Origin of the sequence: Psychrobacter aestuarii, assembly GCF_904846035.1 — a bacterium.
Taxonomy (GTDB): Bacteria; Pseudomonadota; Gammaproteobacteria; order Pseudomonadales; family Moraxellaceae; genus Psychrobacter; species Psychrobacter aestuarii.
The window spans coordinates 660017-672343 of sequence record NZ_CAJGYT010000001.1; the positions used below are offsets into that span (position 1 = coordinate 660017).

The 12327-nt window shown below is 49.3% G+C and carries 13 protein-coding genes; 8 read left to right on the forward strand and 5 right to left on the reverse strand.

The window, feature by feature from the left end; translation table 11 throughout:
- Positions 1 to 74: 74 nt before the first annotated feature.
- Both JMW05_RS02650 and JMW05_RS02655 read right to left on the reverse strand, forming a co-directional pair.
- Positions 75 to 350: a YrhK family protein gene (locus JMW05_RS02650; protein WP_201503858.1), complete on the reverse strand. Its 276-nt coding sequence runs from the start codon at positions 348 to 350 to the stop codon at positions 75 to 77.
- Positions 351 to 614: 264 nt separating this feature from the next.
- Positions 615 to 1109: a hypothetical protein gene (locus JMW05_RS02655; protein ID WP_201503859.1), complete on the reverse strand. Its 495-nt coding sequence runs from the start codon at positions 1107 to 1109 to the stop codon at positions 615 to 617.
- Positions 1110 to 1342: 233 nt separating this feature from the next.
- Between JMW05_RS02655 and JMW05_RS02660 the strand changes: the two genes are divergently transcribed.
- Positions 1343 to 1945 (forward strand): hypothetical protein, encoded by a 603-nt coding sequence (locus tag JMW05_RS02660; protein WP_201503860.1) that lies wholly within the window; start codon positions 1343 to 1345, stop codon positions 1943 to 1945.
- Entirely contained in the window at positions 1942 to 2367 is a 426-nt protein-coding gene (locus tag JMW05_RS02665) for a GNAT family N-acetyltransferase (RefSeq protein WP_201503861.1), read from the forward strand. The genes JMW05_RS02660 and JMW05_RS02665 overlap by 4 nt, the downstream gene beginning before the upstream one ends.
- Positions 2368 to 2445: 78 nt before the next feature.
- Here the strand turns inward: JMW05_RS02665 and JMW05_RS02670 are convergent, their stop codons facing one another.
- Positions 2446 to 2826 (reverse strand): carboxymuconolactone decarboxylase family protein, encoded by a 381-nt coding sequence (locus tag JMW05_RS02670; RefSeq protein WP_201503862.1) that lies wholly within the window; start codon positions 2824 to 2826, stop codon positions 2446 to 2448.
- 18 nt (positions 2827 to 2844) lie between these two features.
- A complete protein-coding gene (locus JMW05_RS02675) occupies positions 2845 to 3495 on the reverse strand; it encodes a GntR family transcriptional regulator (RefSeq protein ID WP_201503863.1) in 651 nt (216 codons plus the stop codon).
- Between the two features lie 182 nt (positions 3496 to 3677).
- Here JMW05_RS02675 and JMW05_RS02680 point away from each other — a divergent pair, with 182 nt between their 5' ends.
- The 6 genes from JMW05_RS02680 (at position 3678) to JMW05_RS02705 (ending at position 10595) form a co-directional block, all read left to right on the forward strand.
- Entirely contained in the window at positions 3678 to 4280 is a 603-nt protein-coding gene (locus JMW05_RS02680; protein WP_201503864.1) for an amino acid synthesis family protein, read from the forward strand.
- Between the two features lie 33 nt (positions 4281 to 4313).
- Positions 4314 to 5138 (forward strand): alpha/beta fold hydrolase, encoded by an 825-nt coding sequence (locus JMW05_RS02685; RefSeq protein ID WP_201503865.1) that lies wholly within the window; start codon positions 4314 to 4316, stop codon positions 5136 to 5138.
- Between the two features lie 41 nt (positions 5139 to 5179).
- Positions 5180 to 6097, forward strand: a complete 918-nt coding sequence (locus JMW05_RS02690) for a flavin reductase (protein ID WP_201503866.1) — start codon at positions 5180 to 5182, stop codon at positions 6095 to 6097.
- A gap of 73 nt (positions 6098 to 6170) precedes the next feature.
- Positions 6171 to 7208: an LLM class flavin-dependent oxidoreductase gene (locus tag JMW05_RS02695; protein WP_201503867.1), complete on the forward strand. Its 1038-nt coding sequence runs from the start codon at positions 6171 to 6173 to the stop codon at positions 7206 to 7208.
- Positions 7209 to 7297: 89 nt separating this feature from the next.
- The gene (locus JMW05_RS02700) at positions 7298 to 8785 is read left to right on the forward strand and encodes an aldehyde dehydrogenase (protein WP_201503868.1); all 1488 of its coding nucleotides are present in this window, start codon (positions 7298 to 7300) and stop codon (positions 8783 to 8785) included.
- Positions 8786 to 8834: 49 nt separating this feature from the next.
- Complete coding sequence (locus JMW05_RS02705) at positions 8835 to 10595, forward strand: BCCT family transporter (protein ID WP_201503869.1); 1761 nt, start codon at positions 8835 to 8837, stop codon at positions 10593 to 10595.
- Between the two features lie 174 nt (positions 10596 to 10769).
- Here the strand turns inward: JMW05_RS02705 and JMW05_RS02710 are convergent, their stop codons facing one another.
- Positions 10770 to 12080, reverse strand: coding sequence for a lytic murein transglycosylase (locus JMW05_RS02710; protein WP_201503870.1), 1311 nt, complete (start codon positions 12078 to 12080; stop codon positions 10770 to 10772).
- Positions 12081 to 12327 lie beyond the last annotated feature (247 nt).

A 12327-nucleotide genomic window follows, 5' to 3' on the forward strand; every position in this document is an offset into this window, starting at 1 on the left:
CGCGCATTTTAAAAAAATTAACCTCAAGCATTTAGGTGCTTGAGGTTTTTTATTACTCATTGATGAACACAATATCAGCCATCAGCATTCTTAGCATAGCTTTTATACACCCGTCCCACATGAATCAGACCAATCAATTTAATCAATGGCTTGATAAGCAGCTGGGCGCTACCGACAATAAACAGCCACGTACCATCGGTGGTCAATGATTCTTTTAAAAAGAAAACACTGCCAATCAAAAACCAAATCGCAATCAGCGCGTCATTCACTGCCCCAAGCGCGTCATAGCGCCGCTGTATCACGATGTGTCGCTGCCCGATATCCACGTCTAGCTTATTATGTTGACTCAAAATCATTCCTTTCTTTCTATTATTTGCTTAGGGCGTGTCTTTATTTTAAAAATGACGATAAAAATGAGATAAATCGCAGGCAAACAAGGAAAATAGCGCAGCTAATATTGAGATATTAACCATCTATTTGACACCGTTTGCCAAAGATTTAGCCATTTTTAGCCCATTTAGTCTTAATCGTTTAAAGTGAAGACACGCCCTATACATTGCGCCATTAGGTATAGCAGCTGGGCATTTACGCTGTCAATGTCGTCCCTGTTGTCATTAGGCAGGCTCGATGCTGTTTGCCAGCCATGCCCGCTCTGCCACGCATTTAGTTTTTGGGGGCTGCTGCCATGGGGTGTCAAATGTCAGTATGTTTTGATAGGTCGTAGATGAGCCACCGACGACGACGCGCTCACCGAGGCGCACTGCTACTCTGTCGCCATCCGTGATGGTAAAGGGCGCATCTGTCCAGCGAATATAGGGACTGGCGATAATGACCAACATATCATCGACGTACAAACAACCGTGCTGGATGTTTAATACGCCTTCGCTCGCGGCGGCATTGCCTTCGTTACTTGAGACGTCGAGCGCAGTGACATAAACGGGCGGATGGTTATTGTCCTGGGTGGTGGTACTGACAATTGTTTTGGTATTAGCTGCTGTGTCGGTATTAGAAGGCTGGCTCTGTGTTTGCGCGTCGTTGATGGGTTGGCAGGCACTGATGGTGAGTGTGCTGATGAGTAGGCTGATGCTAATATCTTTTTTTGTCTTCATAACCTTTTCCAAAAGCTAAAATTATTTTGGGTATTTTACGTTATACTCATTATGGTGTGATATGCGGTTTATCTTGATTTAAGTTTACTGCTTTATTGTTTATAAATATATTTGAGTCCATCATCATGCGCCACACCCTACGCATTGCTGTTATTTTTATAGTAACAGCGAGTGCCTTAACAGGCTGCCAGAGTCAGCACTTAAGCCACTCTACGGCACCTCTTGACCAAAAAGTGAATACAAAAGCCGCCGAACCCTTTGCATCCTTAGTGCATGAGGATATTGAGATACTGCCCTGTCAGCCATGGTCAATGGGTATGTATGGTGATCCTAACGGTGTTGAGCTGGTCGATGTTGACCCAGACTATCAGCCGCCTGAGTTTGCACCTCTTGGCGCGGCTCAGATATTGGCTATCGACTCAAAATACTACGCGCTCGCTTACGGTGTGAGCCATACCGAGGCTATGCGTCAGATGCTCATACAACATGATAATAGTGCGGCTACAGAGGAGATACGGGCTGAGTTTGGTGACAAAATCACGGCAATCGGTCTGACTACTGAACCAGAATACGGCATGGTCGTAATATTAAAGGACGTAGAGACTGCGCCACCGATGCGCAGGATGTATCGTGATGCCAAACCATTGGCAGAACGCAAAATCGTTGCCGCTAGTTTTGCAACACCCAATGATCGGGGCGTCACGCTAACGCAAGCAGAAGTAGACACCGCAACGGCATTGATAACGTCGCCAACGGCGTTTATTGTCAGATTTGAGCTAGAAAAAGACTTGCTACCTCTTCCTGAGCCAGAATATAGATTGTGTACAAATCCATGATTACGCCCGCCACCTCACACGATACCGATGCCATTTTGTCTGTTTGGCTACAGACGTCCAAACAGGCGCATGATTTTATTACCCCCGATTTTTGGGACAGTCAGTTGCCTGCGATGAGGGAGGTTTACTTGCCTGCCGCAGATACTTATGTGTATCGCTTAGAGGATGCGGTATGCGGATTTTATTCGATGGTGGGTGATACGCTGGCGGCTATCTTTGTATTGCCAAGCCATCAAGGTCAAGGCATTGGCAAGCAGCTGATCAACCATGCAAAAGCGCGGCATCAAACGATAACGCTGAGGGTCTATAAAGACAATCAGGCGGGCGTTGGTTTTTATAAGGCGCAAGGGTTTGTGGTCACGCAGGAGCAAATGGACGCGCATAAGGGGCAACTTGAATGTGTGATGGTCTTTAATACATAGAAATAAGGCAGCGCATAACAATATGCCCTGCCCTTTTATCGTCTAATTATGGCGTTTGATTGTCGCTTTTGATTACCGTCACAGCATGCCGTGCTTGGTCAAAACAGGACGAGCAATACGGAAGCACTCGACCCCTTGTGGTACGCCGCAATAAATAGCGATGGCATGGATGGCGGCGCGGATTTCTTCGACTGTGCAGCCGTTGGTAATCGCGCCGTTCAAATGCAATTCCCACTCGTGCATTTTGCCGAGCGCCGCAATCATAGTGAGGTTCATTAGCGAGCGCGTTTTGGCATCAATCGCATCATCGCCCCAACCAAAGCCCCAGCACCATTCGGTCATGGCTTCTTGAAACGGCTCATTAAATGCATCGGCGGCTTGTAGGTTGCTCTCCACATAGTCAGCGCCTAGCGTGGCTTTGCGTTTGCTTAGTCCCAGTTCAAATCGCTGCTTATCCATCGTACGACTCCTTGTTTATTATTGATTCAATCGCAGACCTGTGCGGCATGCTTCATTGATGTGTTTGCGGCACGCATCCACCGCAGCGGCACTATCGCCTTTGGCAATATTACTGACGATATCTTCTAGATTTTTGGGACCTTGAATCACCCGTTCTTTGGTTGATAGGGTCAAAAACCGCAGGCGTCCGATACGTCCATTTAGTCTGTCAGTCAGCTCCCATGCTACCGTCATGCCTGCCGTCAAAAACAAGCATTCATAAAACAAATAGCTGTATTCCAAGGCTTTGACCACATTACCTGCCAGTAGCTCTTTACGTATTTCAGTCACTGCGGTTTCAAGCGTGGCGATGATTTCTGGGGTTGCTTGCTCTGCGCAGTGGCGCACCGCCTCACTCTCGAGCATAGCGCGCAGCTCGTAGACTTGACGAATCTCATCATTACCGAGCACGGCGACAGAAGGCCCGCCAGAGGACACCGTGACCAAGTGTTCACTTTCCAAGTGACGAATACATTCCCGTACGACCGTACGACTGACACCCATCTGCTCGCACAATGTGCGCTCTACCAAACGCTCCCCAGGCGGCAGCTGTCCTGTCATGATTGCCAGACGCAGCTGCTCGAGCGTGGTTTCTTTTAAGGTCTTTGGCTTTTCAACTCTACCCAACATCAGCACGGTACCTTTTTATGATAAAGCACAATTATAGACACAATCGGTGGAAAATACAGTACTGTTTCATATAATGATATGGTATACCATATTATCGTAATAAAGTTCTAGCAATTTAATTTTAGTTGTATTATGGTATACCAATAAATCAGATATTATTATAGGCATACAAGGAAGTCATCATGTCACACCCTCAAATCCGAAAAATCGTCACCTTCGAAGAAGAAACCCTCATCGAAGGCTATAAAACGGCAGCAACGCCTTTGCGTATGTTTGCGGTCGCTGCCGTGGTCACCAATCCATGGGCGGGACGCTATGTCGATGATTTACAGCCTGAGATTCAAAGTTTTGCGCCTGTACTCGGTCAGCTCTTGACCGATAAAATCATCGAAGTCGCTGGCGGCGCAGACAAGATTGAAGCCTACGGTAAGGCGGCAGTCGTCGGTCTAAATGGTGAAATCGAGCACGCCTCAGGTCTGATTCATACCCTGCATTTTGGTAATTTTTATCGTAAAGCCCTCTCTGCCAGCAGCTATCTGTCCTTTACCAATACTCGCGGCACAGCAAACACACCCATCATGGTGCCGCTCATGGACAAAGACGATGTCGGTCGTCGCTCTCACTATCTGACATTACAGTTTGCCATTGCTGATGCGCCACGCGATGATGAAGTGGTGATTGTGTTAGGCGGCGCAACCTCAGGACGTCCGCATCACCGTATCGGTGACCGCTATCAAGACTTAAAAAATTTGGGGCACGATGTGAATAACCCCGCCGCCGTTTAATACCTTACCGCTTGCTGACAAGGAGCAGTCACCATGGAATGGTCCCGTAAATCTTCAAATGGCATCGCCTACTACGCCGATACGCATGCCGATGACCGCGCCACCCCTGTGGTATTCATCCACGGTGTTGGGCTGCGTGCAGAGAGCTGGCAGCATCAGATGGAGGCTTTTATTGCTCAGCGTCATTGTTATGCCATTGATATGCCTGGACATGGTGAAAGTGCCTTATTGCCTATCACAGAAATCAACTTAAAACACTTTGCCGCTGCGGTATCGGACTTCATTCATACCGTGGTTGGCAAACCTGCCATCATCGTTGGGCACTCTTTGGGGGCGATGGTCGCGCTGCAACTGGCGGTCAGTTATCATGCGCTCGTGCAAGGTGTGGCGGCACTTAATGCCATTTATGAGCGCTCAGACAGTGCCATCGCAGACGTCCAAAAACGGGCAACATCGCTGCTACAAAACATGGAGCAAGATGTCAGCGCGCGCCCTGTTGAGCGCTGGTTTGTGAACAATCCGCAATATCAGACCGCTGCCGATTTGTGCCGTACTTGGCTAGAGAATGGCAATCGTTTGGGCTATGCCCGCGCCTATCAGATGTTCGCTCAGCTGCGCGGTATCGAGCCTGCCCAACTACAGCAGATTGGCTGTCCTGCACTGTTACTCACAGGTGAGCTGGATGCCAATTCCAGCCCTGAAATGTCTGAAGCGATGGCAGACATCATTCCTCATGCAACCGCTATTATCGTCCCTGACGCGCGCCACATGACTCAGATGACGCATGTTGATGCGGTAAATCAAGCGCTCGCTGATTTTTTTAAGCAGTGCGACGCGTATCACGTGTGTCAGGCATGATGATTTTTTAATTAAAAAATGAAAAATAAGACGAGGTTATTATGAAACAACTCGACCCCAAACTGCTCCGCAAAGCCTTTGGCAGTTATATGACGGGCGTCACCGTAATAACGGCGATAAATGATGACGGTCAACCTGTGGGCTTTACCGCCAATTCGTTCACATCCGTCTCTCTTGAGCCGCCGCTACTATTGGTCTGCCCGTCTAAGTTTTTATCAAGCTTTGATGTGTTTGCCAATTGCCAAAACTTTGCGGTCAATATTTTAAGCGAAGATCAGCAAAGCATCTCCAACATCTTTGCAGGCTCAAAAGACGACCGCTTTGCACAAGTGGACTGGCACATTGACGACTATGGCAATCCCATTCTTGCAGGCACCCTCACCCATTTTTCGTGCAAGACGCACCAGACTATTGAGGCGGGTGATCATCACTTACTCATCGGTGAAGTGCTGGACTTTGCATCGCGTGAAGGGCATGGATTGGGCTACGCATCAGGTGGCTATTTTAGCTTAGGTCTAGAGCGTGAGGCGGCCGAAATCAGCGTGCAGCAAACACACGTTCATGTCGGTGTCATCGTCGAACATGAAGGCAAAGTACTGCTCTGTACGCAAGACGGCAAAGCGAGCTTACCGAGCGTGGTGTGTGATGACAATGACAATACCAACGCCGTCAGCGCGATTGAGCAGTTTTTGATACAACAAGGTATTCAGGCACAGCTCGGTGCGGTGTTCTCTATTTATGAAAACAGCAAAACCCACAACAACTACATCTTTTATCGTGCCAGCGCAAGCGCACCTGATACGCAAGGTATAGGCGAGTATGTGCCGCTCAGTGAGCTGCCCACCCTTGACTTTGCGACACCAGCGATGCAGTCGATGATGAGCCGCTACGTCACCGAAAGCAAAAATGGTCTGTACGGGGTGTACGTGGGACAAGAAACCACAGGAAAAGTACATTAAATAAGCGTGTACCCGCACAAACCCATATAAAAAATAGGATATTACTACTCGAACCACGCAAAGGAAGGACCTTATGAAATTCTCATTATTTGTACACATGGAACGTACTGACGAATCACAAACCTACGAGCAGCTTTACCATGACTTTATAGAGCTGGCAAAAATTGCTGATGATGGCGGCATGCATGCCGTTTGGACAGGCGAGCATCATGGCATGAACTTTACCATCGCGCCAAACCCATTTTTAAACCTTATTGATTTGGCACATCAGACCAAAAATGTCCGCTTGGGTACAGGCACGGTCATTGCGCCGTTTTGGCACCCTATCCGCTTGGCAGGTGAAGCGGCGATGACCGACATCATCACCAATGGTCGCTTAGAGCTTGGCATTGCGCGCGGTGCCTATAACTTTGAATACGAGCGTTTGATGCCCGGTATGGATGCGATGGAGGCAGGCGGGCGTATGCGCGAGCTGGTGCCTGCGGTGCAAGCCTTATGGAAAGGCAACTATGTCCACAATGGCACATATACGCAGTTTCCAAAAACCACCTCTGCCCCAAAACCCATTCAAAAAGGCGGCGTACCGATGTGGATTGCCGCGCGCGACCCAAACAGCCACAACTTTGCCATTGAGCAGGGCTGCAACGTGCAAGTCACGCCGCTGTGGCAAGGGATTGAAGAGATTGAAACCTTAATGCAGCGCTTTAATGACGCCAAAGCAGCACATGGCGAAGGTAAAAATCCAAAAATTATGCTATTGCAGCACGCGTATGTGGGCAGCGATGCCGATGACGTGGCGGAAGCGGCCAAGTCTATCAGCCGCTTTTATTGTCACTTTGGCGCGTGGTTCAAAAACGAGCGCCCGATCAATCAAGGCATTATCGAGCCATTAAGCGAAGAAGAAATGGCAAAGATTGAGATGTATGCGCCTAAAAAAATGCTTGAGAACATGCCTATTGGCACCGCTGATACCGTCATTGAAAAACTCAAACATTACGAAGCATTGGGCTACGATGAATTTTCATTTTGGATTGATTCGAGCATGAGCCACAAAGACAAATGCGCCTCACTGCGCCGTTTTATTACTGAGGTGATGCCTGCCTTTGCCTAGCAGCGCATGCTTTGATTTTATTTGATGATTCACCTGTATTTTTGACGCACAGCGTGCGTAGATTCGCCCGATACCCCTAGGAGAACCCCATGACAAAGCCACACTATCAGCTCTATATCAACGGCGCATGGTGCGAAGGCAGCGACAACCAGCGCCTCGACAGCATCAACCCTGCCACTGGTCAGGCATGGGCGAGCTTTGCTTGCGCCAATGCTGACGATGTCGAGCGCGCAGTACAAGGCGCACGTGCAGCGCTCAACAATCCTGAATGGTCTAAGATGAGCGCCACGAATCGCGGCAAATTGCTCTATCGCTTGGCGGAACTTATTGAACAAAACGCCGAGCGCCTTGGACAAGTCGAAACCACCGACAGTGGCAAACTGGCGCATGAGACCGTCGCACAAACCCGCTATGTTGGCGATTATTATCGCTACTATGCAGGGCTTGCGGACAAAATCCAAGGCGCGACCCTACCCATTGATAAGTCTGACATGCACGTGTTTACGCGCCGAGAACCCATCGGCGTGGTCGCCGCAGTCGTCCCTTGGAACGCGCAGATGTTTTTGACAGCGACCAAGCTCGGCCCTGCCCTTGCAGCAGGTTGCACCATCATTTTAAAAGCCTCAGAAATTGCCCCATGCCCGATGTTTGTCTTTGCTGAGCTGATTGAACAAGCAGGCTTTCCTAAAGGTGTCGTGTCCGTCATCACAGGTGATGCCGAAAATTGCGCCATACCCCTAACCAGTCATCCTGATATCGACAAAATCGCCTTTACTGGCGGACCTGAAGCAGCGCGGCACGTGGTCAAAAACTCCGCCAACAACTTTGCGGTCACCAGCCTTGAGCTGGGTGGCAAATCACCGATTATCGTCTTTGACGACTCCGATTTAGAAAGCGCCGCCAATGGTCTGATTGCAGGTAATTTTGGCGCGGCAGGTCAGTCCTGCGTGGCAGGCTCACGCGGCTTTGTACAGCGCAGTATCTTGCCCAAGTTGATTGAGCGTATCGAAGAAAAAGCCAAAGACATTATCATTGGCAATCCCCTTGACCCGGCAACGCATGTCGGCCCGTTGTGTACCAAGGCGCAAGTCATGCGTATTAAAGACACGCTAGCAAAGGCCACCGAACAAGGCGCGACCATTCGTTTTGGCGGTACTGCGCCTGAGGATGCGGCATTACAAGGCGGCAACTACTTTTGTCCCACGCTTGTTGAATGTCCCAATACCGATATCGAAACACAAACCATCGAGATGTTCGGACCTGTGATGTCGCTGGTCGCCTTTGATACTGAGGAAGAAGCCATCGCGATGGCGAACAACAGCGTTTACGGTCTAGGCTCAGGCGTATTCACCCAAAACTTGGCGCGCGCGCACCGCGTCTCCCAGCAAATTCATGCAGGTATCTGCTGGATCAATACCTACCGCGCGATATCGCCCATCGCACCTTTTGGTGGCTATAACCAATCGGGCTATGGACGTGAGGCAGGCAGTGATTCGGTTTTAGAGTATACCCGTACCAAAACGACGTGGATTAACATCTCAGCAGAACCAATGGCCAATCCATTTATCATGCGGTAGTTAATCGACACAAATGCAATAAGGAACATTGTATTTTGAGGAAACCACTATGTCTATCCGACCCCCACTCAAAGAGCTGAACATCAAAACCCATAACAAGGGATTTTATAAGGGTTTTAACCGTTCAGTCACCGTCACCTCCAAAATTTTGGTCACGCTGGTCGTCATCTGGATTCTAAGCGACATTGAAAATTCAGGTGCGATTTTAGAGGCGATGAAAAACTGGTCATTCACCAATTTAAACAGCTACTACACCTATGCGGTCGCTTTTTATGTTCTGGTATGTTTGGCCGTCATTCTCATCCCTTCATTTGGACGCACCAAGCTGGGTTCAGACCCCAATGGCAAGCCTGAATTTTCTAATTTTTCATGGTTTTCGATGATATTTGGCGCAGGTATTGGTATCGGCGTGCTGACATATAGCGCTGCCGAGCCGCTATGGCACTTGGCAAACAACCCTGATACCATCATGGCCAAAGATATGATTATTGCCTCGTTGAACAGCAATAACATTCCGATTCCCCAAGATGCAGATGTCTTTGCGCTCTATCAATCAGAAGTGGCCGCCAATGCCATCCCTGCGCTTGATGGTATCGTCGTGCCAAAAACCGAAGCCGCGCTTGACGCTGCTTATCGCTACTCCTTTTTTCACTGGGGTATCAGCGCGTGGGCGACCTACAGTCTGGTTGGTATTTGCCTCGCGTTTTTTTGCTACGCGCGCAATCTGCCTTTGACCATGCGCTCCGCTTTAGCGCCTTTATTTGGACGCAGTTTGGAAGGTCCCTTGGGCAATATCATCGATATCTCGGCAGTGATTGCCACCATTTTCGGTATCGCGCAGACCATCGGTATTGGTCTCAGCTCCTTTGCCTCAGGGCTGTATAGCTTGACAGGCATGACGTGGCTGGTGACCGATGCTGCCAATCCTGAACCTACCGTTGGCGCGCTATTGATGTCTTTACTCGTGGTGATGTGTTTATCAATGGCATCAGCGCTGTCCGGCGTCGGTCGCGGGGTAAAATGGCTCAGTAACATCAATATGGTGCTGTCGTTCTTATTACTCGCGTTTTTCTTAATCTTTGGCGCGTCTATGTTTGCGCTAGAGATGCTGGGCAAGGGTATCTTGTCTTATGTGATACATCTGCCTGCGATGCTCGTTACCGTATGGGACCCCAATACCGAGCTTGGGGTATGGCAGACCAGCTGGTCAGTGTTTTATTGGGCGTGGTGGATTGCGTTTGCGCCTTTTGTCGGCATGTTTTTGGCGCGTATTTCCAAAAACCGTACCATCCGTGAGTTTGGCTTGATTGGTATTGTCGCGCCGAGCTTAACCTTATTTATCTGGTTTTCATTCATCGGCGGTACAGGCATTAACCTTGAAATGAGCGGCATTGCCAATGGTCAGATTTACAACTCAGGTTTGACCGCGCAGCTGTTTGATATCATTGGCTTGATGCTAAGCCCTGCGATGGCAAACGCTTTATCCGCGATGGTGGTAGTACTGCTTTTGACTTATCTGGTGACGTCTGCGGACTCTGCCTTGCTGGTCATCAATATGGTTAATGCCGCAGGCAAAGTGCAGGTGGAAAACGGCCAAAAGCACATCATCGTTTGGACCATAGCGCTAACGGCAGTGATTGCCGCGCTTATCTTGGCGGGTGGGCTGGACGCCATTACTTCAGCGATGATGGTCGCGGCAATCCCCTTCTCCTTTATTATCATCCTTATGGCAATCAGTCTATTAAAGGCGCTGATATTGGATAACCGACGAGCGAAAGAAGAGATACTAGAAATAAACACCGAACAATAAATAAAAAAAGCCCTCGATAATAGAGGGCTTTTTTGTGATTATCACGTCATTATTTTTTGAGTCAAAGGTTGGATAGATGACATACTCCAACAATCAAAACACATCGCTTCAAAACCAAGACTTTATATAGTCAATCAAGCTGCCGATACTGCCGCACAGCTTATTGTCATCACTTCACCATGAGGTCAATGACGCCGCACTGCTTTGGCTGATAAAGCCATCAGGCGTCTGTCCGTTGTCTTGCTGCCAGCGCTGAAAGGCTTTTTTGGTGTTGGTGCCGATGACGCCATCCGCGCCTTTGGTATCATAGCCTGCGCGGGTTAAGCGCTCTTGTAGGTTACGTACTTGGCTGGTCGATAGCGGGCGCTCGTAGCGTGGCCATGACTGACGCAGACCAATCTGACCATCTATCGCACGACCAAGCAGGCTCACACCGAGCGCGTAGTTCGATGAGTTATTGTACACTTTGATGGCGTCAAAGTTTTTGCTGAGCAGCAGTGCTGGACCATCTTTACCAGCAGGCAGCCACAGCTCGAGCAAGGTATTGGCATCAAGGGTCACATCCGCCATGGTATCAATACCTGTCGATGCCCAATAAGCGGCAGTTTGCTTGCTGCCGACTTTTGAATAGTCGAAGCCTGCAGGAATCGTGACTTCATAAAAAGGTGACAAGCCGCGTACCCAGCCTGCATTGTTCAGATAGCTGGCGGTTGACGCGAGTGCATCGGCGGTTGACCATGGGTTTTTGTGTCCATTATAGTCGCCATCGACGCCTTCATTCAGCCACGTTGTGGGGATAAACTGCGTCTGTCCCATACCGCCTGCCCACGAGCCTTCAAGCTGCGACCACGACACATCACCGCGCTCAAGCAAAGTCATGAGTGATAACAGCTGCGACTCAGCAAACTCCTGACGGCGACCATCATAGGCCAGACTCGCCAGCGCGCTTGGCAGATAGGTACTGCCTGTCACCGCCCCATAGGACGATTCCATACCCCAAATAGCCGCGACAATCTCAGCATTGACGCCGTAGCGCGACTCAAGCCCTGACAAATAGCTGCGCTGGTCGGCAAATTTGCTTTTACCACGGCTTACGCGACCGTCAGATACGGCAGAATCAGCATATTCCCATGGCATTTTTGAAAATTCTGGCTGCCCTGAATCAAGTGAGATGACGCTGCTTTTTAGCGATGCCGAAGCCAATAGGCGCTGTACATCATTGCCATTGTGACCTTGCGCGATGGCGCGCTGGGCAAAGTCCATCTTCCAGTCATCAAAGCTATTGTAGTTGGCTTTAGGCGTAGGTATGGGCTTTGGCGCAGGCGGCGTGGGCTTTGGCGTGACACGCACAGTCTGCTGCTCTTCAATCTGCACATTGCCTTGGCGCACAGGCTTTTGTACTTGCGGCTGCATGGTGGGCTGGGTGGCACAGCCCGCTAGGGTCAATACTGACAGCACCGCGATATAAGGCTTTTTTAACATCATAATCATCTCAGGTAGGAATAAGAACAAAAATAAATCAAATATAGAGCAAGGCAGAACACCTGCATGACTTTGAAAGATAAGGAAGTTTACCCTTAAAAGGTCAAATTACTGTAGCAACAAATGCCCATAATGTCGATACGAAAATAGCGATATCTTAGCGCTCCCCTGACGCACACCATGCCAAAATAGAGCCTCAAAACACCGCCATAAAATACAGGCACAAAAAAAAGACACGCTTGGGTGTCTT

What these genes read in the sequence shown, in the direction of transcription:
- JMW05_RS02680 (WP_201503864.1), top strand. Translation starts at nt 3,678, where the DNA reads ATGTCACACCCTCAAATCCGAAAAATCGTCACCTTCGAAGAAGAAACC.
- JMW05_RS02685 (WP_201503865.1), top strand. Translation starts at nt 4,314, where the DNA reads ATGGAATGGTCCCGTAAATCTTCAAATGGCATCGCCTACTACGCCGAT.
- JMW05_RS02665 (WP_201503861.1), top strand. Translation starts at nt 1,942, where the DNA reads ATGATTACGCCCGCCACCTCACACGATACCGATGCCATTTTGTCTGTT.
- JMW05_RS02710 (WP_201503870.1), bottom strand. Translation starts at nt 12,080, where the DNA reads ATGATGTTAAAAAAGCCTTATATCGCGGTGCTGTCAGTATTGACCCTA.
- JMW05_RS02705 (WP_201503869.1), top strand. Translation starts at nt 8,835, where the DNA reads ATGTCTATCCGACCCCCACTCAAAGAGCTGAACATCAAAACCCATAAC.
- JMW05_RS02695 (WP_201503867.1), top strand. Translation starts at nt 6,171, where the DNA reads ATGAAATTCTCATTATTTGTACACATGGAACGTACTGACGAATCACAA.
- JMW05_RS02670 (WP_201503862.1), bottom strand. Translation starts at nt 2,826, where the DNA reads ATGGATAAGCAGCGATTTGAACTGGGACTAAGCAAACGCAAAGCCACG.
- JMW05_RS02655 (WP_201503859.1), bottom strand. Translation starts at nt 1,109, where the DNA reads ATGAAGACAAAAAAAGATATTAGCATCAGCCTACTCATCAGCACACTC.
- JMW05_RS02700 (WP_201503868.1), top strand. Translation starts at nt 7,298, where the DNA reads ATGACAAAGCCACACTATCAGCTCTATATCAACGGCGCATGGTGCGAA.
- JMW05_RS02675 (WP_201503863.1), bottom strand. Translation starts at nt 3,495, where the DNA reads ATGTTGGGTAGAGTTGAAAAGCCAAAGACCTTAAAAGAAACCACGCTC.
- JMW05_RS02690 (WP_201503866.1), top strand. Translation starts at nt 5,180, where the DNA reads ATGAAACAACTCGACCCCAAACTGCTCCGCAAAGCCTTTGGCAGTTAT.